The sequence below is a fragment of the Candidatus Cardinium sp. TP genome (assembly GCF_025215055.1).
Taxonomy (GTDB): domain Bacteria; phylum Bacteroidota; class Bacteroidia; order Cytophagales; family Amoebophilaceae; genus Cardinium.
In genome coordinates, this window is sequence record NZ_JANAVR010000005.1 from 1 (window position 1) to 25,067 (window position 25,067).

Genomic DNA, 25,067 nt, shown 5'->3' on the forward strand with positions numbered 1-25,067 from the left:
GAAGAGATATTACCTAACGTTTTGGCTAGTTCCAATAGCCCTAATTTCGGTTTAATGATTTTTTGATGTAAGTTCATAATAGTTGTAATTTATATCCGTACAAAGTTAATAATTGTCAGATTAAATCCTAACTAGTACATTTTATGCTGGTTCATACTCAGCATCATCACAGGTATCTATCGTTGGAAGAGTGTTTTGAGTACTTTTTCCTGATCGACCATACTGTTTGTTTTTGATCGCAAATTTGTTTTAAGTTTGTTTGCTACTTTTAATGCCTGATTTGCAGCTGTTTGTATCTGTGCTGCTATGGCTGCTTTTAGGGTCTTTAAAGTGGGATGATGTAGACGCACTTGTATGGCGCATATGTACTCCTTGGCTAAGTCTAAATCTGCTATAATCCCTTTGATGCGCTTGAGGTTTTTCACCTTCCCTGCTATAATGTTTGAGTTTAGCCTAAGCTTGAGTCTTAAATCTAATGTGCCTATGGTATGTATTTCATTTGGTATGTATTTCATTTTCCAATGGATTGCGTATTGAGGTGATGTCATCTTATATGGCTACTAATGTGTCTGCTTTTTTTGAGGCTGTTTTTCTTACCTCTCGGATCATACTGAGTTGCTCATCTTCTAGTTTTTCTAGCTGTTCTATGATCGCTTGCGCCGCTTTGCATCGCTTATCATCTTCAATGTACAATTGCTTGACACATTGCCGCATGCCATCTGTTGGGTTGAGGCCGTATAAGCGCTTGATGTAAAAGAGTAGGTCATACATGCTTTCGAAAAATTCTATTACTTGATTCAGTAAGACTTCTGTAGATAAGATTTCGAAATATTCCTCACATATAAGCTGCTTATAGATTTCTTAATTGTTGTATTAGGACACTGCATTAATCGCTAAGATTCTTGGGCCTATTATATTCTATGCCAAGCTGGCAACTTTTTTCTAAATTCAATGCAGATTGCAATTGGTTTATCGCTTGCAATACTGGATTGAGCACCAATTGTAATGTGCTGCCAACATTTAGTTTGAAGTGGGTTTCCACTATATGATTTAATACCATCCTGTCTAGGTTTATTTTTTGTATGGCTTTTATAACATCCTTGTGGATGATGGTATAGGTTGCTACCTTGTTTACTATCTTATTCAAGGCTTTTTGCTGCATCTGGATGATTTTTTCCGCTTACAGGGCTTTGGATAGACCACTATTGTGCTCTGCCTTACCACTATACAGACCGCCACCTACACCTTCTAATAGGTTGAGCGAAACGGATCCTATATCATTCGTTTGCATAGACCTATCTGTAACAGTTGCCTTATGAACCATAGATAAGGCAGCTGATGACGCACCATTTTTTAAAAATAAAGGACGTACAGGCGGCGCATCTATCCTATTTTCTAATAATGATGGCTGTATATTTGTTGGGGGTATGCTGTTATAGCATGCACCGGTTACTGCATGTGCTATTTTAACTTCAGGAAGCCTATTTTTTTAAGAGAATAAAACAGTAGTGACCATCTCTCTTAATATAGCAGTAGCCATTCGAATGGCTATTTAAATCTAAAGATCTATTGAAAATAGATCTAAATTGCAATAGATCTCCACTGACGACGCCAGAGAGGATCCAACCATCTTTGGTCTGCCTACAGGCATAGGACTGATCAGGCCACCCTATCAAATGCTGCATCACTTCAACTAGCGTTCGGTTATTTTTCAAGAATATAAAACCCAATTGTTCACCATTTTGAAATGTAGCGCCCTTAAAATCCAAAGTAAAAATATGCTTGCCGTCTAAATTTTTGATCTAATAAAACATAAAGGGCGCTATCCCATACGCTTGCCAATTGGGCACTGCACCATCAGGGAGCACGATGGATTCCTTATCATGCAGATGGAATAATACCTTGGAGGTGCTTTTTAGCTGATCTTGCTTCCATTTACTTTTTGGACCAAGCAGGCGACGCGCTTCCATAATATGGCCTATTGGGTCATTTGTGCCCAACATAGTTACAGTTCCTAAATAGTTGGATTGGGTTACATGATCTCCTGATGGAGCGCTATCAGCCACAGAGGTTGCATCACTATTGTTGCAGTTACAGCTGAAGCCTACCATGCATAACAGACAACTGCGGCATAGTGCAATGAAAAAAATAGTAGAGAGCAGTTTTTGAACCAAAGAAGCGATGCAACCGGTGCAAGCAATAGTGGGCTTATGATTGCCTAGATAGATTTTATAAGAAGCGGCATCATCATAGGTCATATATTTGATTTTACGGATTCAAAACAAAATAAATGTTGTTCTTAAATCGTATATCTTTTTATTTAAAATTCCAAATTTTTATACTTTTTTAGTATCTGTCGTTCACGTTACTGGTTAATAATGAATGTGGTATTCCACTTTTTTCTTGATAAAAAAGTGGACAAAAAAATCAAGCCCTCGGCAAAAAGCCGCTGAAAGTGACATCTTACAGATGGAGAAACAGAATTCGCCCCCTTCGGGGGGCAAAGGAAACTGTTTTTCCTAATCACCTGTATGATGCCACTTGCTACACCGCGCCTTTTTACAGGGGCGCTTTTCTTTTAACGCAAAAAAAACAGTGACTGGAACAGATACGATAAAAAATGCTAGTTGATTGAGTAATCAATAATATATCGTTCTTAAATTGAGGCTATTGAGCGTAGCACTATTCTTTGGCTAGTGCCGCTTCTATTGCGTCTATGACCTTTGGGGCTAAAGGATCAGTTACAGAAGAAAACCATGTAATGCACCTGCCATCTTTGCCTATCAAATACTTATGAAAGTTCCACTTCGGGCACCCGAATAAAGAAACTTGGGTAGCCGCCCATGCGTAAAATGGATGAATGGATTTTCCCCGAACAGCTACTAGCTGCGTAATAGGAAAAGTCACCCTATTATATTTATTCTTTATAGCAGCGGCTATCTCACAAGGTTGGTCAAATTCTTGCTTACGAAAGCTTTGAGAGGATACCCCAAGCACGGTAAAGCCTTGGGCATGATAACGATCATATAATTCCTGTAATACATCAAACTGACGGGCAAAGCCACAGCGTGAAGCCGTATTGACTACCAAAACAACTTGATTAGAAAACTTAAATAAAGTGCCATCTAATAAGGTAAAAGAAAAATCTTTAGCGGTATTCGTATGCATATCACTATTTGTATCTAACTGCCCATTGCATAGATTTGCAAGGAGCATGAGATGAAAAAAAATCGTTTTGTACCATCTGCTGCCTAATAAGGCCAAGACAAAAGTTCTATGATTACCCGCACCCATATATATACCTTTATCTGGATCCCCTACTTGAATAGCAGTGCAAACCGAATGAAATAGAAAAAAACAGATTACTCCGAATTAATTTAGCATCTGTTCACGATACTGGTTAATGATGCATTTTATCCCACTTTTTTCTTGATAAAAAAGTGGACAAAAAATCAAGCCCTCGGCAAAAAGTCGCTGAAAGTGACATTTTACAGGGGCGTTTTTTTTGACAAAAAAAACCACTGCGCTGAACAGATAACTTAATTTAAGCTTTATAGATCAAACATACAATAGCAACCAACGTAAGATCCCTACATATTATGTATATACTTACATAAACAAGTGAAAATTGATAGACAACTGGTTGAGCCAATCCAATAGTTCATTGGTAAGTGCCACACGGTATTGGGTAGAAAAGGTGGGAATGGTGATTTGCGCGTCATGATCCACAATGGATATCTTTATCAAATATTTACCTGGATAACGTTTGATGCCAGCTTCCAATTCATGCACCAATAGCGGGTTGATATGGTGTTGTTCCAGCGTTAAATGGACCCCTTTGGCCATGCGCTCTCGCATCTCTTCCAATAGGTGCATGGCTTGTGGCTTAAAGGTTTGCATTGCTTGGCTTCCATAACGTGGGGCTACACTACCTGTCAAAAAGAGTAGGGTGCCGACTGCTAATAGATGTTTGTACTTTAAGTAGTCTTCTCCAAAAAGAGCAAAGTTAAGCGAGCCATAATAATCATCTAATGTAAGTAAAGCATAGGCATTGCCTTTACCATTTTGCTTAATGGTAGAAGCGGTAAGCATACCCGCTATGGTTACTGCTTTGCGACTAGTAGCCAATATATTTTGAGTGGTGGCATTGCAAAAACTAGCTATATCCACTTTAAATGGATCTAATGGATGGCCAGAAATATAAAAACCAACCAGTTCTTTCTCTATACGCAATTGTTCCAATGGCTCATAAGGTGGACAATCAACTGGTTCTGGCCTTTTAATTTGACTATACGCACTCGCTGCAAAGAGTGATTGAAGAGCCTCCGTGCGCTCTTTTTGAATGCGGTTGCGGTATTGTATGACTTTTTCTATAAAACTGCTACCGGATGCCTCATAGACATACTGCCTTCTATGCAGGCCCTTAAAGGTATCAAATGCACCGGATAAGGCAAGGGCTTCCATGGTTTTCTTGTTGACCGTTTTGAGTTGGACCGCCTCTACAAAATCAAAAATATCTTTAAAAGCGCCCTTTTGCGCTCTTGCTGCTATAATAGCGGTAACCGCTGCTTCGCCCGCTCCTTTAATCGCCCCCAGTCCAAACCGTATTTCTTTATGAAAACCAGCACTAAAATTTACTTGACTTGCATTGATATCAGGACCTAAGACAGCAAGTCCTTGCTGGCGGCTTTCTTCCATAAAGAAAGTAATTTTATCGATATCGCCCTGGTTATGGGTTAATACCGCAGCCATATATTCGGTAGGGTAATGGGCCTTTAAATAAGCAGTCTGGTAGGCAATAAGCGAATAAGCCGCTGCATGTGAACGATTAAAGCCATATTGCGCAAATTTTTCCATAATCTCAAAAATAGCCAATGCTTTTTCTTTAGGAATCTGATGTTTTTGTGCTGCTCCTGTTACAAAGATATCACGTTGCCTTGCCATTTCTGTCGCATTTTTTTTACCCATAGCCTTACGCAATAAATCGGCACCAGCTAGCGTATAACCTGCCATGGCTTGAGCCGTTTGAATGATTTGCTCTTGGTAAATCATAATGCCATAGGTGGGCTTTAAAATGGTTTCCAAAAGTGGATGTGGATATTCAATGGCTTCTTTGCCATGCTTACGCGCAATAAAATTAGGAATAAACTGCATAGGACCGGGCCTATAGAGTGCATTCATGGCAATCAGCTCCTCCATCGTAGTGGGTTGCAGTTTCACCAACCATTGGCGCATGCCTTCTGATTCAAATTGAAAGGTACCTTTGGTACTACCGGACTGGTACAATTGAAAAGTAAGTGGATCATCTAATGGAATCAGATCTATATCTATGGTAATGGCTCTATTTTGTTGGATCAATAGCAGGGCATCTTTAATAATACTTAACGTCTTGAGCCCCAAGAAATCCATTTTCAGCATACCCACCTTTTCCAATACCGACCCATCATATTGAGTTACCAATAAGTCAGCGTTTTTATCTGTTTTTATTGGGATATAATTTATAATATCATTAGGTGCAATAATGATACCTGCAGCATGGATACCGGTATGGCGCACCAAGCCTTCTAGGGTTTGAGCTAAGTCCAGCACTTTACCTTCTGGCGTGGCAATGGCTTGTTTAATCTCAGCGAGTTCCCCTACCTCTTCAAAGGCTTCTGATAAAGTAATGCCTAATCTATCTGGTATCAACTTGGTTAAATAGTTGGCGCGTGCCAAAGGGACGCCCAAGACACGTGCTACATCACGTATAGCCGATTTAGCGGCCATGCTACCAAAAGTAATAATAGAGGCAACTTGGTTGCGACCATATTTTTGCACAACATAATCGATTACCTTTCTACGACCTTCATCATCAAAGTCTACATCTATATCGGGCATAGAAACCCGTTCTGGATTCAGAAAGCGTTCAAAAAGTAGATTATAATGCAGGGGATCTATTTTAGTAATCCCTATACAAAAAGCTACTAGGGAACCTGCTACGGACCCTCTTCCTGGCCCTACAATGACCCCTAATTGTACCGCTGCTTCAATAAAGTCTTGTACAATTAAAAAGTAGCCTGCAAAACCGGTTTGAGCAATAATGGCCAACTCATAATTCAGTCTACTTTCTACTTCGGTAGAAATGGTCCCATACTTCACACGGGCACCGGAGAAAGCTAAATGGCTTAGATAGCGATTGGCATCTGAAAAGCCGCTAGGGAGTTGAAAAATAGGCAGCAGCACATCACGCGTCAAAGAGGGCGTTTCTATTTTTTCTACCAAAGCAAGTGTATTGGTAATAGCCGCGGGTACATCTGCAAAAAGCAGCGCCATCTCTGCTGGTGACTTTAAAAAGAATTGATCGTTGCTAAAACGCATCCGATTGGGATCGTTGTAATCTTTTCCAGTTTGTAAACAGAGCAATACATCCTGCGCAAGACTATCTTGTTGCGTAGTGTAATGGACATCATTGGTAGCAATGACTGGTACATTATACTTTTCTGCCCAGCGCAGCAATACGACATTACAAACTTCTTGTTCTTGGATACCATGCCGTTGTAGCTCTATATAGTAATCTGCTCCAAATAACTCCAACCATTCTACAAACAACTTTTCTGCAGCCGCTTCACCATAACGAATAATGGTTTTAGGAATCTCTGCACCCAAGCAACAGGTAGTGGCGATTAAGCCTTCTTTATACTGCTTGAGCAAAGCCTTATCAATGCGGGGTTTATAATAATAGCCTTCTAAAAAACCGAGGGAAGATAATTTGGTAATGTTTTGATAGCCTATGGCATTTTTGGCCAACAACAACTGGTGGTAGCGGGTTTTATCTTTATGATTATGCCGGTCAGGTGCGATATAAAACTCACATCCTATAATAGGTTTTACCCCTTCCTTAGCAGCTGCAGATACAAAATGAGGCACCCCAAACATATTGCCATGGTCTGTAATGGCCAATGCATCCATACCCAGTTGTTTATTGGCCGCTATAAGCCGCTCTACCTTGGCGGCACCGTCCAATAGGGAATATTCTGTATGGCAATGTAAATGGCAAAAGTTATGCATCATTAAAAGAAATCAGTAGATCTTTGTTTTTTTTCTACACTAAAGATTTTTTTGAAGGCTAGGTTGACTTTTGGGGTAATTTTTTCCATAGCTTGTTTCTAATTTAGTCGTAATGACAAATATATCAGTGTCGTGCACATTAAACCTCTCCCTATTTGGGATGAGCAATTTTTAGGAGCGGCGCAGTCGGCAGGATACCCAGCTGTATTTGAGCGCATAGACCACAAGATTGCCATTAGAAATCGAGTCTTGAAAGAGGTCTATTGCAAGATAGATAGTTTTTAAGGAAAATATATTACACTTCAACTGTAGTCTTGCTACCAGCCGCCGATAAAGAAAGAGGGCTGATTGACCGCTAATAGCTTAATAAATAGCAAATGCGTCCATATAGTAAGACTGCTTACAAGAAACTAAAAAAAGCTCCTTCGAAAAAGATGTGATCAGAAAGCCTATTCTTACTTTTTACATTATCTGCCTCCAGCACGGACTCTTGAGTTATGAAGTTTATCCGATTACTTCTTTGTGCTGTTCCATTATGGAATCTAGCTTTTCTACTATTTTTTTAGATAATTGTGCAGCATGCTGCTGAAATAGTTCTAATATATGAGTAGGTATTTTTTACTTTTTTGTCCTGTTCCATTATGGAACGTATCTTTTCTAGTATTTGTTTATATATAGGAAACTGCTTTTCCACTTGAATAGGGACCTTTTGTTGTTTTTCACTTAAAGGCATGAGTAAAGATCTAATATCTTCCAAATGAGGCAAATAGGTTGCCTGCTCTTGAGATGAACACTCTAGAAATGCTTTTTCCATTTTCATGCATGTAGAAATAAAGTAAATAAAGTCAGAAGAACTCATCTTAATAATCTCAGCTGACTCTCGACTCACTTTAATAATATCCTGAAATATAGGCTCAGATGGATTGCTGCTTACATCTATCTCGTAGTGCTCTCCTTTATGAAGAAGATTAGCCAACTGTCCAAACTTCTTCTGGACCTGTCTGCACGTCTCATAGCACTGCTTCCAATACTCATCATTGGCTTGTTCACACTTTACGGAGTAATCAATTAGAAGTTTCTGTTCGTCAAAAGGCAGAGCAGTAAATTTCTTGTCTACCTTAGAAAAGTTATCTTGAACAGATTCTTTAATATCTTTTCCATAATCTTTGATTATTTGATCGAGCAGCTTATATTTTTTACGTAGGAGTTCTTTCACAGACATCATGCGACACTTTTGACTAGAGCCTTCGAACACTTTTTTACGTTTTTCCTGATTAGCATCCTGTGATGGTGTTGAAGCAACAGGCAGGGATGGTCTTGAATGGGAAGGTATAAACGGCTGCTGCGGTGGCTTTATCTCATTTTTTGTTAAAGCAACAGGCAGGGATGGTCTTGAATGGGAAGGTATAAACGGCTGCTGCGGTGGCTTTATCTCATTTTTTGATGCTTTTTTATCACCACTTTGTACTGGTTTCTTGTGAAGAGTTTTTGCTTTTTCCTTACTAGATGCTTTAAGCTCCCCACCTTGTTTAGGAAGAGACGCACATCCTGGGGACAACACTGTTGATAAATAAAATAAAGCAACTGTTTTAAATAAACTTCTTATATAGAGCATAAACTGAAATAAAAAATAATTGAAAAAATAATTGAAATAGAAAAATGGGGTGAAAGACGGGATTCGAACCCGCGACCCTTGGTACCACAAACCAATGCTCTAACCAGCTGAGCTACATTCACCATAAAACAGGGCCATAAATAAAGTTACTAAACAAAATAAGCACCCGATCCCCAAAGTTAGATAAAAAAATAAAATTTTCAAAAAAAGTGTCCCCATAAGGAATGATCAATGGCGTCAACTTAAGGGAGATCTATTCTAACACAGAGATAGTAATGACTAATGCGTATACGTCGTTGCCCATGTCCGCCAAGTTTTTTTGTCGGCGGACATGAACGCTTTAAATGGACGAAATGGAATCAAACACCCATTAAAATGGTAGGTATCTGTCGTTCCAGTCACTGGTTTTTTGTCCACTTTTTTATCAAGAAAAAAGTGGGATAAAAATGCCTTATTAATCAATGGTATGAATAGATATTTTTATTTGAAAATCAATAAAAAAATACTTAAGTTGACGCCATTGGATGAACAGATATTTATCATATAGGCAAAATTTGAGCAGAGCTTTAACTTGCGACTAAATCATCATAAATAGCTACAAGTGTGGGTATCTATTCTTTTAGTAACTTTAGCTATCCTGCTTTTACAAAAACTTTATCTGTAAAGCAAAGCATTAATCTAAATAAAGACTAACCCGAAACTTTTATCAATGAACAGTTCATTATATTGGCAATCAAAGTTTATTATATACTTTTCTATCCGCCTATAGGGCAGTGCTACACACCAAATCTCGACTTATAAAAAGGCGATTATTTTGATGCAGAGTTCATCATAACAAGTGTAGCTGCAAAAGCCAAAAGTGCTATATAACAAGCAGGGGCTATGGGGCTATTGTACCTATGAAAAAGATAGAAACAAATAGCCGTAGCAGATTTTCCAAACAAACTACTACCCAATACGGTAGCAAAGCCTATGGTCACATAGGATGTGGCTACAGCGACTTGTTCTTTCGCCCAAATGGTTAAAAAACAGCTAAAGACTACACCCAAAAAAATCAACCAACAACGTACTGCAGTTACATAAAAGATAGAAGCAGCTGGTAAGCCTGCAAAAAGGGGAATAATAGATAAGGCAACCAGCCCACTGGCTACCGCCATAAGGTTGTTGTGGTCATATTTATACCCCACTTTAGCGACCCAACCAATGAGTATGATATCCAATACCATAAAGATTGGTAGGTATTGCATCATAGCGACATAGGTAAAGGTGGTCACCATGGGTACAAAACTATTCATGAAAAGAAAAGGAGTGGTATAAGCTATGTAACCAAATCCAGCCACTATAGCAATGCGTATAATGGGTCGGTAGATTGGTTGTAACGTTGTTTTGTAAGGGTGGCCATCTACTTCCTCTTCTTTCGCCTTTAACCTAAAAAGCACCACATTCAATAGCGTAGATAACGCTGCGATTAAAAAAGGCAACCGCCAGTATAGCAGGGGATTTTTGATCCATACGAAACAGGTACCCACTGCCCCAGCAGATAAGATACCTGCCATAGTAGCAATTTCATAGAATGAGGCAAGCTTTTTAGCCTGTTGCATAGCCAGCCCTTGCAGTAGATAGATCTTGGCAATATGATGTTCTCCCGCTGCACATGATTCTGCACAGGTTCGGACCGCTAGCAACCCAATCATACCCCACAGTGCTCCATCAATAGGCAAGCAACTCATCACTACTAAACTAACGCCTACACCCAAAAGCGTATAGCGCAAGGCAATGCTTGCTTTCCTCTCCTGCGCCATTTTGCTAAAAAAAAGCAGGCCCAATGGTTTGGCTACAAAGGAAATCATCAATGGGCTATAGCCCCCTATCAACTGAACCACTAACCCCTTTTTGGGAAAAAAAAGAGGGGCGATAATGGGCACCAAATAGCCATATAAAGCGGTATCAAAATGAATCAGGGCATTGGCCAGTAATATCGATAGTTGGGGCTTGGTTACCAGTTTTGCTTTCATCTATATAGCATTATGCTTTCTCTTTACCAGATAAAAATAGTAAATCTTTCCGAAGAGATAAATTTAGATTGGGCATTACGCGCTTAAATATGATCCGAAAATCAGTCGTTAATCAAGCAAAAGAAATATATCATATGGATAATCAAATAATATGAACCATCCATTTCTACAAGCATAGGATGGCATTGCTATAGTACATTGCGTACTACAATCATTCTGCTTATCTAAAGGCTACTTCTTATTAGCGGACTTGAAGCAATTGAATAAGGTACGCCACCTCTGCTTCCAACTAGATTGCGTCGAATTGTTTGACGTGATCCAGAATCCATTCTTGGTCTGCTTTACCCTAAATTTCTTCTTATCGCCGTCCAGGCTATGCACTATTTTAGGCGTATTGTTTCCCTCATCATTATGGTTTTTAGAATTGTTTACTAGAATTACGTTTCCCTGTTCGACAGTTATTTCATTTCCCCATACAGAGAAAGATCTAGTATCTGATTGGCCTGTAGACTTATGGGTATTTCCTTTATTAATCTGTTCCTTATTAAGGACTCCAAGCTGCCTAGATACTTGACTGCATCCACTTTGCATAATTAACAAAATGCCCCCACTGCTGGAATGATTACTTTTGAAAAGCCCAAACCCTTGCGTATTAATTTATTTTTGTATATACTTATTATTGTAATTGGTTTTCAATTATAGTTTAGTTTAACATGGGCCCATGCATTAAGAGACAATACCAATGGACATAGGATGTACAAATGGTAACTAGATCACTTAGTGTATGGGTTTTCCAGTGCTATATAGCTGCTATTGTCGTAATTATACAGCATACTTCCAAGAAGCTGATCTGCAAGCTTACTAAAATAGATTGCCCATTCCAATAGCTTTTGTCTGGCCATTGCCTTTATTGTTTTAACAACGGTTACAAGATTTTATCTCCTATTGCATAAGCTTACTGCATTACATGAACCCTATACAACCTATTGCTGATGATGTTTTCTTTATGCAAGCAGCACTTAAAGAGGCAGCGCGCGCAGCTGAAGCTGGAGAAGTGCCTATTGGCGCGGTAGTTGTAGCAGATCATAAGATTATTGTACGCGGCCATAACCAGGTAGAGCGACTCAAAGACCCAACCGCTCATGCAGAACTCTTGGCCATAACCGCTGCCGCTGATTACTTCAATAGCAAATACCTCCCGAACTGCACCCTATATGTTACCCTAGAGCCCTGTATCATGTGTAGCGGTGCACTCTACTGGTCTCAAATCAAACGACTGGTTTTCGGTGCTAGTGACCCCAAAAGAGGGTACCAAGCCCTAGCTAAGACTGCTCTGCACCCACGGACAGCTGTCCAAGCAGCTATTTTAGCAAAAGAAAGCAATCAATTACTGATTTGTTTTTTTAAAAAGTTAAGAAACGCTATATTGTAGCGCAGCAAGCTTATTGTATGTTTATTGAAAACTTAAATGGTTATGATTTTTACACTTCCCGCTTTGCCTTATGGTTACAGCGCACTTACACCCCACATAGATGCCAAAACTATGGAGATCCACCATACCAAACACCATCAAGCCTATGTGGATAAACTCAATCAGGCTATTGCGGGTACCGCAATAGCTACGGCAGAAGGCACTGAGATATCGGTGTTAACCCACCTGCTCAAAGATATAAGTGCCTACCGCACTGCTGTGCGCAACCATGCAGGTGGCCACTTTAATCATCTATTTTTCTGGGAAACCCTTACACCTAATGGTCCGCAATTACCTGGAACAAACCTATTGCGTACATTAGAAAAATCATTTGGAAGCTTTGAAAGCTTTAAAGAACTGTTTACTGCAGCTGCTGCTGCACACTTTGGTTCGGGATGGGCCTGGTTATCTGTAGCCAAGAAAGATAGTAGTTTGTTTATCTCTACAACGAATAATCAAGATAATCCCCTTATGAACACCACGCCCATTCAAGAACAAGGCGTGCCTATCTTAGGATTAGATCTATGGGAACATGCCTATTACCTTTTGTACCAAAATAGGCGTGTAGCCTATATAGATACTTTTTGGAACATCATTCACTGGAAAGGGGTAGAAAATAGATACATGGAAGTGGTACAGTACCAAGCCGAATAACACCCAAAGGTATAGGCACAAATTTGCGCAAGGTATTCCTCAAGCCGTTATGCAAACCTTTTGATCACCTTCTTCAATATTTTTTTATAAATTTGCCTCTTCATTTAGCAAAATAAACAGCTGTTCAATTTAAACCAAATTATGAAACAAAGAGAAAAAAAGTTTGCACAACACAACGCTCCTCAGTCCATTTTTATACTAGCTATATTGGTCATATTGGGCTTGCTTTTTTATTACAGCAAGGAAAAAAGTACCATTGCTATTTCTGAGAAACGTTTTGAAAAAATGATGCTGAACCAAGAGGTGAAATCTGTTACTTTAATCACCAATCAACACCTGGTAGAAATAGTCCTCAAAGCGGATGCATTGCGCAAAGAGGAGTACCAAAAGGAACACACCAGAAGAGCGGTCTGGAAAAGCACCAGTGGGGTGGTCTACACCTTGCGCATACCCAATTTTGATATTTTTGATAAAAAGTTTGCAGCTATAGAAGCTAAAATGGAACCGGAAGTAAGAATAGGCTACACGTGTGAAGAACGTTCAGAGCCTACTAGTTTCATCAATTGGTCCTTTTTGCTGACGCTGTTTCTTATTTATTGGTTTTTTATTCGCAAACCAGGCAATGGTATGGCCGGACCTGGTACGCAGCTTTTTAATATGAATACCTTAAAAGCAACCATCTTTGATAAAGACAATCAGCTAAAGGTTACATTCCAAGATGTAGCCGGCATGAAAGAGGCTAAGGAAGAAGTAAAAGAAGTGGTAGACTTTTTGAAAACACCTGAAAAATTTACGCTGCTTGGTGGAAAAATTCCTAAGGGTGTGCTACTCGTAGGCCCGCCGGGAACAGGGAAAACATTACTGGCCAAAGCGGTAGCGGGAGAAGCAGGTGTGCCTGTTATTTGCCTCTCTGGATCAGACTTTGTGGAAATGTTTGTAGGGATAGGTGCGGCACGTGTTCGTGATCTTTTTAAGAAAGCAAAGGAAAAAGCACCTTGTATTATTTTTATCGATGAAATTGATGCAGTAGGTAGAACACGGGGCAAAGCCAATATGCCTGGTGTGAATGACGAGCGTGAAAATACCTTGAACTCGCTCTTGGTGGAAATGGATGGATTTTCAACCAACTCGGGTGTGATTGTAATAGGGGCTACCAATAGAGCAGAAGTATTGGATCCTGCACTCCTCCGTCCTGGAAGGTTTGATAGACAGGTCACGATAGATCATCCAGATGTAGTAGATAGAGAAGCCATTATACGTTGCCACAGCAAAAGGTTAAAGCTAGAACGACACATACGGATTAAACAACTGGCGGAACAAACACCAGGATTCTCTGGAGCGGATCTCTCTAATATGTGTAATGAATCAGCTTTAATAGCGGCGAGAAAAAACAGGAAGTTTGTCACAATGAGTGACTTTCATGCAGCTATAGATCGAATTATTGGCGGATTAGAGAAAAAAAACAAATTGATTTCTCCAGAAGAAAAAAAAATAGTAGCTTACCACGAAGCAGGTCATGCCATTGCTGGATGGTTTTTAGAACATGCACACCCACTGATCAAGGTAAGTATTATACCGCGGGGTATAGCTGCATTGGGCTATGCGCAATATTTGCCCAAAGAGCAATTTGTCTATCAAGAAAATCAATTGTTGGATGAATTGGCTATGGCACTGGGAGGCAGGGCGGCCGAAGAACTTATTTTTGGAAAAATTTCTACTGGTGCCCTAAATGACTTGGAACGAACTACTAAATTGGCCTATAGCATCGTTACCATATATGGCATGAATCCTAAGATAGGTCACCTCTCTTTCCACAACTCCAAACAAGCTGATTATACCTTTACAAAGCCTTACTCAGAAAAAACAGCCCATACGATAGATGAAGAGGTAAAAGCCATTATAGATGGTGCATATGAACGGGTGAAGGCATTGCTCAAAGAAAAGATCGATAAATTAACCCTTTTAGCGGAGGCTTTACTGGTAAGAGAAACGATACTGAAGTCAGATTTAGAACGTTTAATAGGGAAACGCCAAGAAACGAAGGATATACCTGCTGAAGCTACATCTGCCACTCAAGTAGCACCGAGTGAAGCACAACCTGAAGATGAACCAGAGATGCCTGAGCTAGAGGAAGTATAAGGAATAGTAAGTGGTGAACCAAAAAATAGGCGTATTAATGGGCGGGTTTACACCCGAACGACATGTATCATTAGAAAGTGGGCGAAACGTCTATAGTAAATTGGTCGCCTCTACCCAATATGAAGCCTTGCCGCTTTTTCTATCTGGCGATAAGGGAGCTTATCGTATTTTTATACTGCCTGCTGCCCTTTTGCTAAAAGATAATGCAGATGATATCCATGATGCACTTTTACATCCCACTAAATTCAATAGATCAGAAAGACTACTGACCCCTATTAGAAAGGAGGCTGCTGCCCTCACCAGCCATTATGCAAAAGCGGCTATTTTTATACCGCAAGAAGTCACCTTTTCTGACTTAAAAAAAAACATAGATTTTATCTTTATAGCCTTACATGGTAGACCTGGAGAAGATGGCACCTTGCAAAGGATACTAGAGGACTATGATATACCTTATAACGGTTCTGGTATTGCCACTACCGCGTTAACCATCGATAAGTATGCCACCAATCAATTTTTAGCCCAAAATGGATTCCATATTGCCCCACAACGGATCATTACAAAAAAAGATGGGATGGAGGATAGCGCCATCCATGCGATAGAAAGGATCTTTACCTATCCCATTATTGCCAAACCAGTCGATGATGGTTGTAGTGCAGGGGTGCTACGCATCACCAATCGCGCCATGTTGGTCGCTTATGCAGCTGCCAGTTTTAGAAGCGAACCACTGATTGCGGCTGATCTGATGGACATACTAGGACTACAAACGACAGACTATGTGCCTAGGCAAGAACGATTTTTACTAGAAAAATTGATCCAAAAAGACCAGGAAAGCCTTAGTTGTTTAGAAACTACAACAGGCTTACTAACCCATATTGATCCCAATGGCAATACCTTATATGAGATCTTTGAGCCCTCAGAAACTGTATCCGCAGCTGCCATACTCTCATTAGAGGAAAAATTTTTAGCAGGGGAAGGGCATAATATTACCCCTGCACGCTTTCACAGCGATGCCAAAGTAGCTGCCATGATCCGAGGAAGTGTCAAGCATCAGCTGGCCACCATTGCACAAGCTTTAGATATACAAGGCTACGCCAGAATAGATGCTTTTGTAAAAATCACGCAAAAAGTAGAAGTTTGGGTAATTGAAGTCAATGCGCTACCTGCCATGACACCAGCTACCTGTATTTTTCACCAATGTGCCCTAAATGGCTATACTCCATTTGATTTTATAGATGCTATTATTCAATATGGGGCCACCAAAAGAAATTTTGCTACTTCTACGCCAACTTTAGAGAGATGAACAAAGAAAAGTTAATCAAGCTATTGAAACACCTTGTTTACATGGTTTGCTTAAGTATAGCTATACTATATATCTTTTTCTATATAGCATTGCCTTATCTTACACATCAAGGTAAAATTGTTCAGGTCCCTGACCTAACCGGTGTGCATTTAAAAGAATTGGAAGATAAGTTAAGCAAAGATCATCTGCATTACGTGATCACAGATAACAGTGGGTACTCCGTACAACTACCTCCTTTTACCGTTTTACAACAATTTCCTGCAGCAGGTGCTTGGGTGAAGGAAAATAGAAAAATCTATTTAACCTTAAATGCAGAACATCCTCCCCTTGTATCTATGCCTAACCTGATTGATGGTTCTGTTAAACAGGCAAAACTATTGCTAAAAAATAAGGGACTCAAACTAGGTGACATCAAGTATGTCTCTGATATTACAGAATGTACTGTTTTAGAACAATGGCACAATCGTCATCCTATCCCTGCTGGCAAACCGATTCATAAAGGATCTATCATCGACTTAGTCGTTAGTACTGGACTAGGCAATCAAACGATTGAGGTACCTAATGTACTAGAAATGCCCTTAGAAGAAGCACGGCTCATGTTACTCGAGCAGGGCATGCGTATAGGGGTGCTGCACCGTGTAAAGGACAAACAAGCAACGATTGGTACCGTTATACGACAACACCCTGAACCAGGTAGCAAAGTACCGTTAGGCACTGCCATGCATCTATGGATCGTTAATGTCTAAGGGCACTAGAGATGCATCTCTTCGCTTTATGAATTCTATTCCAGTTTTGTATCTGTTCACATTACTGGTTAATGATGAATTTTATCCACTTTTTTTTTGATAAAAAAGTGGATAAAAAATCAAGCCCTCGGTAAAAAGCCGCTGAAAGTGTCACCTTATAGATGGAAAAACAGAAAGCGCCCCCAAAGGGGGCTTCAAAGGAAACTGTTTTTCCTAATCATCTGCATGATGCCAACTTGCTACACCGCGCCTTTTTACAGGGGCGTTTTTTTGACGCAAAAACGATCGCGCTGAACACATACGTAAATAGGACGGATAAAAAAATATATTGATGATTACATCACACAGCTCAATAAGATTAGCTAAAACAAAACCTAGTACCTGCAACGGTTTCTTCTACATCAGCTACCCATGGTAGGTCTACGCTAGATAAATGCGCTGTTGGCTGCAAGGATTGGTAGATTACATCAGCAATGGTAGCCATACCTTCCATTTTACCTGGCAGTGGGGCAATCACATAGAGTTGTGCAGCAGCTCTTGTAAACGCTACATAGAGGAGATTGAGGTTATCTAGATGGATTTGGATTTGTTCTAAGTAATAGTCTTGCGCATAATGGGTTTCTTTGAGTGCTGTACCATAGCCTATCGGCCATATAGGAAAATAGGAAGGTTGCGCATGGTGTAGGCTCCATAAGATGGGGCCATGTTGGGAAGGATGGTCCAAAACCCAACTACAAAAAGGGATGATGACTACCTTAAAGTCTAGCCCCTTGGCTTGGTGAATGGTCATTGCTTTGATCACATGGTCCTGATGGCTAATGGGTAGTTTGATCATGCGACCTCTTTTCTCCCACCAGACTAAAAAGGCTTCTATAGAAGTAGTGCCGGTAAGGAAACCATTTAAAACGATACTCTGGAAAAAAGCCAATACATCGCCAAAATCATGAGGGAGGTGAAACAAACAGGCAATCAGTAGCTGCACACAGCTATAAACGGATGTATTTTTTAAAAACTCTTTTTGGACCCAAAAAGAGTGGGGAATGAGCTTGTCTATATCGCTTGCTTTGTACAATCTATCATGGTGCCCTATACTGGATGAGGTACAACTAGCATAGGTCTCTATCCAAGCAGCTATATTAATCAAATCATATTCATTATGAAGATAATACAATGTATGTATAAGTACTTTTATGGCGATATGACTCCCTAAAGCATAGGCATGGTCTGATACGACCTTATAGGTAGCAGTGGTTTGGGTTAGCAAAGTGGCTTCACGATGGTTGCGCACCAATACCACTATATCCTTTGCTGGAATGCCCTCTTTTTGCAAGCGTTCTAGTAACGCTATAAAGGCTTGTTGCGTATGCACAACCATAGCATCATCTGCTTTTTGCTCAGAACGAAGTAAAAAAAGCTCTACATAGCCACCTGGTTGCACATCGGGTTGTTGTGCGAGGTCATCATAGGCGCGCCTCATTTGGGCCAACTCATGCGCCAATGGCTCCATAGGGGGCAAAGTGGCTTCGAGATAATCAACCAATTGGCCAGCAGCCCTTTTAAAAAAACAATTGTTAAATAATACGATCGCCTCTTTGCTGCGCCTATTGGTAGTTAAACCATGGATGGTGCTTTCCTTAAATTCTGCTGCTACTTGATGGTTCAAAAGTTTCCAATTGCTGCCACGCCAACGGTAAATAGATTGTTTCACATCTCCTACTATTAAACTACTATGGCCTTGTGCGAGCCCATTGCGTAACAATGGCTTGATATTCATCCACTGAAAAAGAGAAAGATCTTGAAATTCATCTATAAGAAAATGATGGAATTGATTCCCTATCTGCTCATATAAGAAGGGGGTATCACTGCCTTGAATGGCTTGGTAGAGTAAGGCAGCCACATCGGATATAAACAAGAGATGGTTTTGGGATCTATACCGCTCTAACCCTATCAATAGGGCACCAATCATACCAAAGGCATAGGTAAAACGGGCACGAACCATAGCGGTTCTATAGGCTAAGCCCTCTTGTGCATGCAAGGTTATCGCCTCTATCAGTAGAGGATGGAGTAACGTCTCCACTACCCTAACGATAGCAGCAGATGGATGTTTTTTTTTATACCAACTGGTTAGATCATCACTTCCTAGAAGGGCTCGTTTGGTTGGCTGTAGCTCTTTTTTGCTGGCTAACTTTAAAAAATAGCCAATTACCCCTTTAGTACCATAGGCAAAATCTGCTGGTGTAAGTCCCTCTTGCTTCAATATGGTGAGGGCAGTTTGACCAAGCTGTTGCATCTTTTCTTCAAAACCATGCCAACATGCTTGTGTGGTGGTTACAAAGTGAAACCATCTCTCTTTCTGCTCAAAAGCGGTTAATAATGCTTGTTCATGTAGCTTAAATGATTCATTAAAAAGTGCCTTACCTAGCTCCTGAATGTGGCTTTTAATATGCCAACTTTTACCAGCCAATAGCTTGGTAAGTGCAAAGTCAACCATCCATTCTTGCAGCAAAGGGTCATCTAAGGTAAATAACGCCTCTATGGTTTCTTGTAAAGCCAACGACTCATCCATTTCAATGGCAAACTGATGCGGCAACCCCATCGATTGGGCAAAGGATTGAATAAGCTTATGAAAGAAGCTATCGATGGTGGTAACTGAAAAATCACCATATTGGTAAACCATCATAGCTAATACTTCCTTTCCGCGCCGCTGTAGTTGTGCACGCCCCCACCCTGTTAGGCACAACATCTCTTGTACAACAGCCTCTTCTCCAATAGATAAACTATATAAATAGGCTAGAATCCGCTGTTTCATTTCTTGGGTCGCACGATTGGTAAAGGTTACCGCCAAGATATGCTTAAAAGCATCTGGACAACGTAAGGCCCATTGAATGTAACGGGTTACCAATACATGGGTTTTACCAGAACCTGCAGAAGCACGATAAATCAATAATTCAGCCATAAAAAGGTTGGTATGCTATTTTATATTGTTTGCCTCTTGCAGGGTAATAGCGTGCGCATAGGTTAATGTAGACGAAAAACCATACTCCAACAACCGATTCTTCCAATCGTAATAGGGTCTAACAACAGCTTGAATCGTTACACCTGAACGGTGCCTCCAATGTTTATATATGGATAAAAATAAAAGGCTTCTAATGCGCTCATAGTAGACCGCTCTCCGATCCTCTATACGAATAGATTGATAGAGTGGATGACCCATATTTTCGGAAGAAAAATTATGGCCATACCAATAACTCAACGATATGCCTAGCCAGGGCATCTGCCAATCAATCGTATGCCATTGCCCCCACCCTTCTTTAAAAGGACGGTCTATAGCTTTGATATACCTACTAAATAGTAGATAACTAGCCCCATAGATGGATCCACCCAAACAATTGGAAAAACGCAAGGCAAAACCAGTTGCACCACACCATAAACTATAATCTTTAACCTGTATACCCTGCCCACCTAAATGGTAAACAGCCAGGTGAAAGGGGAGCGTAACGGTCCGACTCGAATCGCCCTGGCAGCATGCGCCCTCTAAATGCAAGGTAAAGGATTCTGGCTTGTTCTCTTTTTTGGATAGTAAAGTACGCCAATCGAGCCACCCTGATAGATAATTTTTGTTTTTTGCCAACCTAAAATGCAATCCCTCGATAAACGGCTTGCGCTGTAGGTAAAGCGGTTCTAGTAAGGGAGTAGTCTGAGGACTAAAGATACCTACTATACAAGTAGTTGGTGGATGGTGATAATAGATAGATAGGGTAGGCCTAATGCCATGCCATGGTTGCACATGGCCAAAATGCTTCTCCCAAATGAACCCCAAGTTCAGACTGATATCCTGAGCCATTACAAGCGTTAAATTCGGCAAAAAATTAAACCCAAAAATGGTTGTTCCTTCGATGATTTTATTGAAATACTCCGTATTGTCTATAAAACTTTGCCCACGTATGGTGCATAACCATTTGACCGATGGACTATTGGGCCACACAGATAGCGGACGATCACTACTATAGGCAAAAAGCGGACAAAAAGAAAAAAGAAACCATAAACCTAAATAGTGGAACAAATGCATAAAGAAGGACGACATATCAAACTTTTTGCTTGATCAAGAGATACTTTTTATTGTTTCATCGGCCTATATCCTCCGTTACATAGGTAAAATTTGCTGCTTGATAGCATTATGCATGGGATAATAAACGCTTGTACACTTCAAAATACTCCTCATTATATTGCTCATCATTTTGAACCCAAGGGAGTTCTTTGTCTTTAAACAAATCTTCAAATTCAACAGCATCAAGTGCTTCTCCACGCAATACTAGGTCAGAATAATGCATCGCCAGTTGAATAATATTGCGGAAACCACCCGGGGTTAACCATACTGCATCCTCCTGAGCAATACCTACCTTTTCTATTTTTTCTGCTAAACAAGGAAAATGATGCGAAAAAGTATTGTTATAAACGGTAAAAACAAGCTTGGCTTTTCTAAAAAGCGGATGGTCTTGATATAGCTTCTTCCAAAAAATAGGTATCAGACCTGTTATCCAATCATGACAATGCACAATGTCGGCTTCCCACTCTAATTTTTTTAGCGTTTCCATCACACCTGTGCAGAAAAAAATCATACGCAAGTCATTATCCTCAAAAAAGTTATTGTGATGGTCCTCAAAAACTGATCGCCTACGCCCAAATAGATCATCGTTATCTACAAAATAAACCTGTAACCGCGTACTGGGTATAGTGCTGACCTTTACAGAAATAGAATGGTCTACATCATTGATCGAAACAATAGAACCTGACAAACGCAACACTTCATGGAGCCTATTCATACGGTCATTAATCGTACCAAACTTAGGTACTACAATCCGTACATCAATCTGTCTGCTTTGCATGGCTTCAGGTAACTTACGTACGCAATCTGATACAAGAGAAGTCTCCAAAAAAGGAGCTATTTCACTGGCAACATATAGTATCCTTTGTAGAGACATAATGGAAGATACTTTTGAATGGTTGTATTAAAAACAGGCATCTTAGCAAACAGAGCCTAAATTTAATCATTTTTTCTATTCTTTAAAAGCACGCATGTTAAATATTTTTTGTCTTAATGACTTGCACAGATGTATACATATTGGATACATATACCCAAAAATTGTATAATATATCGTAAAAAAATAGGCATGTATGCATAAAAAACAAAGGGGTGCAGCATAGGGTTACTGATCTAGGGTCAACCTACAATGGGAGCCATATGCCTATGTAAGCGGTCGCAAGTGCATGGCATGCCCAACAGCTATAAAAATAGTATTTTACTTAAAAATCAATACTATATTTCTTTTCAATTGACATCATTGATGGTTTAACGCCTCCACCTTGCTTCCATAGTGCTTTTTAACGATATTTATGAAGCGTATGGCATCGATGCAATCATAGAATGCACCATCCTCATGGTCAGACAGCAAGCTGTTCAGCCCATGGGACCCACACACCCTAACCCATTTGTTTATTAGGAAACCGTAAAATTATTGCAATGCCTGAAGAAATAAACGCTTTACCCCGAACCCTTTTCAACTTTATCCTGTATTTTGTAAAGCGGCAGCGCGTTGGTTTCGGATTTATGTTTTTTACCCTCATATTGTGGCCCTTACATGAGTCGTTATGCCCTTACTTTGTCAAAATATTAATCAATAGGCTTGTAGCCCTTACACCAGGTATGGCTACACCTTTTCAACCACTGGCTTTTCCCCTCATCGGTTTGTTAACCTCTTGGTTGCTGATGGAAATTTCCGTTCGGGCGAATAGCATTATATCTATTTATGTTTGGCCTAACTTTCGTAAAGCTATTCGAGAAAGCATCCTTTCCTATACACAAGGTCAATCGCATAGCTATTTTTCTGAACATTTGACAGGTGGACTCGCCAATAAAATTGCAGAATTACCGCGTGCTTGCGAGCATATCTTAGATATTATAATAGGTAATTTTTTCTGTACAATGCTTACTTTTTGCATTTCATTGGGGCTCGTACTTCAGGTAAGCAAGATGTTTTGTCTCATCTTACTTGTTTTTGTAGCCATTTTCGTTGCGTTAACTATTGCGAACATTAGACATATCAATACTACAGCTAAAATCCATGCAGAATCGATTTCTACATTAGATGGCCAAATAGTGGATAGCCTAGGCTGTATGTTGGCCGTACGTTTATTTGCACGGACTACCTACGAACTACGTTACCTGAATAGATACCAAACAGATGAGATACAAAAGTCTAAAAAAGCCTCTTGGGCGATTCAAAAAGATAACTTTTTTAAAGGATTACTGACTTTAATCTTTCTTGTGGTTACCCTATTCACATTGGTCTATGCATGGAATACCCACTGGATTACCATAGGGGATTGCTCACTTATCACCATGACTTTCTTTAATCTCATGGGATTGATTTGGCACAGCGCTTTTCATATTACCCAGATTGCCAAAGAAGTGGGGGTTTCTAAAGCAGCGCTTTCACTACTCAGTACGCCACATGAGATCAAAGATCACCCCCATGCAACCGAGTTGCTTGTGCCACAAGGGACCATTTGTTTGGATAAAATTACCTTTCATTATAAACCGAAAACGAATGTGTTCAACCAGCTTTCCATTCAGATTCAAGCAGGAGAAAAAGTTGGTTTAGTGGGATACTCTGGCTCAGGAAAAACGACCTTTGTCCATCTCCTATTGCGGTTGTATAACCTAGATAGTGGAAAAATATTAATCGATGGCCAAGATATTTCAAAAGTCACACAAGTCTCTCTACATAGGAAAATTGCGATGATTCCACAGGATCCGCTGCTTTTCCACCGTACGATCTTTGATAATATCCAATATGGTCGTTTAGATGCCACAGCGGAAGAAGTACGGGAAGCAGCACAACTCGCGCACTGTATGGGTTTTATAGAACAGTTCAACAAGGGATTCCAAACCATGGTAGGGGAACGTGGCGTCAAACTGTCTGGAGGACAACGGCAACGTATTGCTATTGCACGTGCCATTTTAAAACAGGCGCCCCTACTCATTATGGATGAGGCTACTTCTGCGTTAGACTCTATTACGGAAAAGTTTATTCAAAGTAATTTAACAAGCGTCATGCAACCTTCCACTACTTTGGTCATTGCACACCGTTTATCTACTTTACATTATATGGATCGGATTTTGGTTTTTGACAAGGGGAAAATTATTGAAGATGGCACCGTACCAGACCTATTGGCGCAAAAAGGACACTTTGCAAAACTCTGGCAGATGCAAGCAGATGGATTTCTTCCAGAATAGGCCATAGACCACTTTTTGCCTAAGACTTATTTTTTACTTACCTTTTACCAATAAAAAGGTAACCCTAATCATGGCTTCATCTCAACTAAACTTTACATTTATGTCCTATATGCAACATCTCTTGCATGGTATGATTTGCGCCATGGTCGCATTTCCTATCTATGCTACCCAAAATAAAGCAAGAGTGACCCATACGCAGCAACAACATCAAAAAATAGTTCTGGAACTAGAGACGGGTAAAGTCATCAAGAAGGAACCGATGGATAGGGTATTGGACCGTCAAGGGAAAAAATATTTTTCTAGCGCCAGTGTGCTTGGTAACACTAGATAATGGTTTACAAGCTGTTTTTAAACCTATTTGGATCGGGAGCGCTTGTGCAGAGGTAGCCGCCTATCAAACTTCTCTTTAATTAGGTTTTCCCTATGTCCCTCCTGCCATTATTCGGACCATCGGACATAGAAAGGGATCCCTACAGCTGTTTATCGACACAACCATAGACCCATTGGACCCGGAAACTTATAACCAAGCCATGCAAGAAGTTGACCCTGAAGACTTGGCCAATCTTCAGATTTTTTATTTCGTTTTTGGCCACTGTGATGTTTGTCCTGGTAATGTATTGATTACGAAACATGAAGGAAAAACTTCTCTTGTAGCCATTGACAATGAATCCATTAGGTATATGCAACACGCATAATATGGCGCACTGCCTTTTATACGCAGCACATATAGCCATCAGCTACATACCAATGATAGAGACAAACCTTTTCCTTTTAATGAAGCCA

The 25,067-nt window shown here is 40.1% G+C and carries 22 protein-coding genes, 1 tRNA gene and 1 pseudogene; 9 read left to right on the forward strand and 15 right to left on the reverse strand.

Annotated features, from left to right (window positions below):
• Nucleotides 1-176: 176 nt before the first annotated feature.
• From NLX65_RS01345 to NLX65_RS04075, 9 genes and pseudogenes are all read right to left on the reverse strand, one after another.
• Nucleotides 177-515 carry a hypothetical protein gene (locus NLX65_RS01345; RefSeq protein ID WP_260536346.1) on the reverse strand — a complete coding sequence of 113 codons (339 nt, stop codon included), beginning with the start codon at nucleotides 513-515 and terminating at the stop codon, nucleotides 177-179.
• Nucleotides 516-549: 34 nt separating this feature from the next.
• A complete protein-coding gene (locus NLX65_RS01350; RefSeq protein WP_260536349.1) occupies nucleotides 550-771 on the reverse strand; it encodes a hypothetical protein in 222 nt (73 codons plus the stop codon).
• A 115-nt stretch (nucleotides 772-886) separates the two neighbouring features.
• Complete coding sequence (locus NLX65_RS01355) at nucleotides 887-1,147, reverse strand: hypothetical protein (RefSeq protein ID WP_260536352.1); 261 nt, start codon at nucleotides 1,145-1,147, stop codon at nucleotides 887-889.
• Nucleotides 1,148-1,180: 33 nt separating this feature from the next.
• A complete protein-coding gene (locus NLX65_RS01360) occupies nucleotides 1,181-1,324 on the reverse strand; it encodes a hypothetical protein (protein ID WP_260536355.1) in 144 nt (47 codons plus the stop codon).
• 157 nt (nucleotides 1,325-1,481) lie between these two features.
• On the reverse strand, nucleotides 1,482-1,769 hold the full coding sequence (locus NLX65_RS01365; RefSeq protein ID WP_260536358.1) for a hypothetical protein: 288 nt from the start codon (nucleotides 1,767-1,769) through the stop codon (nucleotides 1,482-1,484).
• A gap of 33 nt (nucleotides 1,770-1,802) precedes the next feature.
• A complete protein-coding gene (locus NLX65_RS01370) occupies nucleotides 1,803-2,258 on the reverse strand; it encodes a hypothetical protein (RefSeq protein ID WP_260536360.1) in 456 nt (151 codons plus the stop codon).
• A 424-nt stretch (nucleotides 2,259-2,682) separates the two neighbouring features.
• Nucleotides 2,683-3,294, reverse strand: coding sequence for a glutathione peroxidase (locus NLX65_RS01375; protein WP_260536363.1), 612 nt, complete (start codon nucleotides 3,292-3,294; stop codon nucleotides 2,683-2,685).
• 315 nt (nucleotides 3,295-3,609) lie between these two features.
• Nucleotides 3,610-7,047 (reverse strand): DNA polymerase III subunit alpha, encoded by a 3,438-nt coding sequence (gene dnaE, locus NLX65_RS01380; RefSeq protein ID WP_445083369.1) that lies wholly within the window; start codon nucleotides 7,045-7,047, stop codon nucleotides 3,610-3,612.
• Nucleotides 7,043-7,136, reverse strand: a pseudogene (locus tag NLX65_RS04075) (Rpn family recombination-promoting nuclease/putative transposase); the annotation flags it as partial. The gene dnaE and the pseudogene NLX65_RS04075, both read right to left, overlap by 5 nt.
• A 43-nt stretch (nucleotides 7,137-7,179) precedes the next feature.
• Between NLX65_RS04075 and NLX65_RS01385 the strand changes: the two are divergent.
• Nucleotides 7,180-7,332, forward strand: a complete 153-nt coding sequence (locus tag NLX65_RS01385) for a hypothetical protein (RefSeq protein ID WP_260536367.1) — start codon at nucleotides 7,180-7,182, stop codon at nucleotides 7,330-7,332.
• 277 nt (nucleotides 7,333-7,609) lie between these two features.
• Here the strand turns inward: NLX65_RS01385 and NLX65_RS01390 are convergent, their stop codons facing one another.
• From NLX65_RS01390 to NLX65_RS01400, 3 genes are all read right to left on the reverse strand, one after another.
• Complete coding sequence (locus tag NLX65_RS01390) at nucleotides 7,610-8,662, reverse strand: hypothetical protein (RefSeq protein WP_260536369.1); 1,053 nt, start codon at nucleotides 8,660-8,662, stop codon at nucleotides 7,610-7,612.
• A gap of 45 nt (nucleotides 8,663-8,707) precedes the next feature.
• Nucleotides 8,708-8,784, reverse strand: a tRNA-His gene (locus tag NLX65_RS01395).
• A gap of 687 nt (nucleotides 8,785-9,471) precedes the next feature.
• Nucleotides 9,472-10,677, reverse strand: a complete 1,206-nt coding sequence (locus NLX65_RS01400) for a hypothetical protein (protein WP_260536371.1) — start codon at nucleotides 10,675-10,677, stop codon at nucleotides 9,472-9,474.
• 967 nt (nucleotides 10,678-11,644) lie between these two features.
• Here NLX65_RS01400 and NLX65_RS01405 point away from each other — a divergent pair.
• The 5 genes from NLX65_RS01405 to NLX65_RS01425 all read left to right on the forward strand — a co-directional run bounded on the left by NLX65_RS01405 (nucleotide 11,645) and on the right by NLX65_RS01425 (nucleotide 16,987).
• Complete coding sequence (locus tag NLX65_RS01405) at nucleotides 11,645-12,109, forward strand: nucleoside deaminase (RefSeq protein ID WP_260536374.1); 465 nt, start codon at nucleotides 11,645-11,647, stop codon at nucleotides 12,107-12,109.
• Between the two features lie 42 nt (nucleotides 12,110-12,151).
• On the forward strand, nucleotides 12,152-12,802 hold the full coding sequence (locus tag NLX65_RS01410) for a superoxide dismutase (RefSeq protein ID WP_260536376.1): 651 nt from the start codon (nucleotides 12,152-12,154) through the stop codon (nucleotides 12,800-12,802).
• A 141-nt stretch (nucleotides 12,803-12,943) separates the two neighbouring features.
• Nucleotides 12,944-14,941 carry an ATP-dependent zinc metalloprotease FtsH gene (gene ftsH, locus NLX65_RS01415; protein ID WP_260536377.1) on the forward strand — a complete coding sequence of 666 codons (1,998 nt, stop codon included), beginning with the start codon at nucleotides 12,944-12,946 and terminating at the stop codon, nucleotides 14,939-14,941.
• A gap of 13 nt (nucleotides 14,942-14,954) precedes the next feature.
• A complete protein-coding gene (locus NLX65_RS01420) occupies nucleotides 14,955-16,241 on the forward strand; it encodes a D-alanine--D-alanine ligase family protein (protein WP_260536378.1) in 1,287 nt (428 codons plus the stop codon).
• Nucleotides 16,238-16,987 (forward strand): PASTA domain-containing protein, encoded by a 750-nt coding sequence (locus NLX65_RS01425; protein ID WP_260536380.1) that lies wholly within the window; start codon nucleotides 16,238-16,240, stop codon nucleotides 16,985-16,987. The genes NLX65_RS01420 and NLX65_RS01425 overlap by 4 nt, the downstream gene beginning before the upstream one ends.
• Before the next feature lie 358 nt (nucleotides 16,988-17,345).
• Here the strand turns inward: NLX65_RS01425 and NLX65_RS01430 are convergent, their stop codons facing one another.
• The 3 genes from NLX65_RS01430 to NLX65_RS01440 form a co-directional block, all read right to left on the reverse strand.
• Nucleotides 17,346-19,943 (reverse strand): UvrD-helicase domain-containing protein, encoded by a 2,598-nt coding sequence (locus tag NLX65_RS01430; protein ID WP_260536382.1) that lies wholly within the window; start codon nucleotides 19,941-19,943, stop codon nucleotides 17,346-17,348.
• Nucleotides 19,944-19,958: 15 nt separating this feature from the next.
• Nucleotides 19,959-21,071: a hypothetical protein gene (locus NLX65_RS01435; protein ID WP_260536384.1), complete on the reverse strand. Its 1,113-nt coding sequence runs from the start codon at nucleotides 21,069-21,071 to the stop codon at nucleotides 19,959-19,961.
• A 91-nt stretch (nucleotides 21,072-21,162) separates the two neighbouring features.
• Nucleotides 21,163-21,969: a glycogen/starch synthase gene (locus NLX65_RS01440; protein ID WP_260536387.1), complete on the reverse strand. Its 807-nt coding sequence runs from the start codon at nucleotides 21,967-21,969 to the stop codon at nucleotides 21,163-21,165.
• Between the two features lie 626 nt (nucleotides 21,970-22,595).
• Between NLX65_RS01440 and NLX65_RS01445 the strand changes: the two genes are divergently transcribed.
• The 3 genes from NLX65_RS01445 (at nucleotide 22,596) to NLX65_RS01455 (ending at nucleotide 24,979) form a co-directional block, all read left to right on the forward strand.
• On the forward strand, nucleotides 22,596-24,284 hold the full coding sequence (locus NLX65_RS01445) for an ABC transporter ATP-binding protein (RefSeq protein ID WP_260536390.1): 1,689 nt from the start codon (nucleotides 22,596-22,598) through the stop codon (nucleotides 24,282-24,284).
• Between the two features lie 70 nt (nucleotides 24,285-24,354).
• A complete protein-coding gene (locus tag NLX65_RS01450; protein WP_260536393.1) occupies nucleotides 24,355-24,615 on the forward strand; it encodes a hypothetical protein in 261 nt (86 codons plus the stop codon).
• 172 nt (nucleotides 24,616-24,787) lie between these two features.
• Nucleotides 24,788-24,979, forward strand: a complete 192-nt coding sequence (locus NLX65_RS01455) for a hypothetical protein (RefSeq protein WP_260536396.1) — start codon at nucleotides 24,788-24,790, stop codon at nucleotides 24,977-24,979.
• Nucleotides 24,980-25,067: the final 88 nt, after the last annotated feature.

What these genes read in the sequence shown, in the direction of transcription:
- NLX65_RS01400 (WP_260536371.1), bottom strand. Translation starts at nt 10,677, where the DNA reads ATGAAAGCAAAACTGGTAACCAAGCCCCAACTATCGATATTACTGGCC.
- NLX65_RS01390 (WP_260536369.1), bottom strand. Translation starts at nt 8,662, where the DNA reads ATGCTCTATATAAGAAGTTTATTTAAAACAGTTGCTTTATTTTATTTA.
- NLX65_RS01345 (WP_260536346.1), bottom strand. Translation starts at nt 515, where the DNA reads ATGAAATACATACCAAATGAAATACATACCATAGGCACATTAGATTTA.
- NLX65_RS01350 (WP_260536349.1), bottom strand. Translation starts at nt 771, where the DNA reads ATGTATGACCTACTCTTTTACATCAAGCGCTTATACGGCCTCAACCCA.
- NLX65_RS01360 (WP_260536355.1), bottom strand. Translation starts at nt 1,324, where the DNA reads ATGGTTCATAAGGCAACTGTTACAGATAGGTCTATGCAAACGAATGAT.
- ftsH (WP_260536377.1), top strand. Translation starts at nt 12,944, where the DNA reads ATGAAACAAAGAGAAAAAAAGTTTGCACAACACAACGCTCCTCAGTCC.
- NLX65_RS01445 (WP_260536390.1), top strand. Translation starts at nt 22,596, where the DNA reads ATGTTTTTTACCCTCATATTGTGGCCCTTACATGAGTCGTTATGCCCT.
- NLX65_RS01410 (WP_260536376.1), top strand. Translation starts at nt 12,152, where the DNA reads ATGATTTTTACACTTCCCGCTTTGCCTTATGGTTACAGCGCACTTACA.
- NLX65_RS01405 (WP_260536374.1), top strand. Translation starts at nt 11,645, where the DNA reads ATGAACCCTATACAACCTATTGCTGATGATGTTTTCTTTATGCAAGCA.
- NLX65_RS01435 (WP_260536384.1), bottom strand. Translation starts at nt 21,071, where the DNA reads ATGTCGTCCTTCTTTATGCATTTGTTCCACTATTTAGGTTTATGGTTT.
- NLX65_RS01440 (WP_260536387.1), bottom strand. Translation starts at nt 21,969, where the DNA reads ATGTCTCTACAAAGGATACTATATGTTGCCAGTGAAATAGCTCCTTTT.
- NLX65_RS01370 (WP_260536360.1), bottom strand. Translation starts at nt 2,258, where the DNA reads ATGACCTATGATGATGCCGCTTCTTATAAAATCTATCTAGGCAATCAT.
- NLX65_RS01430 (WP_260536382.1), bottom strand. Translation starts at nt 19,943, where the DNA reads ATGGCTGAATTATTGATTTATCGTGCTTCTGCAGGTTCTGGTAAAACC.
- NLX65_RS01375 (WP_260536363.1), bottom strand. Translation starts at nt 3,294, where the DNA reads ATGGGTGCGGGTAATCATAGAACTTTTGTCTTGGCCTTATTAGGCAGC.
- dnaE (WP_445083369.1), bottom strand. Translation starts at nt 7,047, where the DNA reads ATGCATAACTTTTGCCATTTACATTGCCATACAGAATATTCCCTATTG.
- NLX65_RS01450 (WP_260536393.1), top strand. Translation starts at nt 24,355, where the DNA reads ATGGCTTCATCTCAACTAAACTTTACATTTATGTCCTATATGCAACAT.
- NLX65_RS01425 (WP_260536380.1), top strand. Translation starts at nt 16,238, where the DNA reads ATGAACAAAGAAAAGTTAATCAAGCTATTGAAACACCTTGTTTACATG.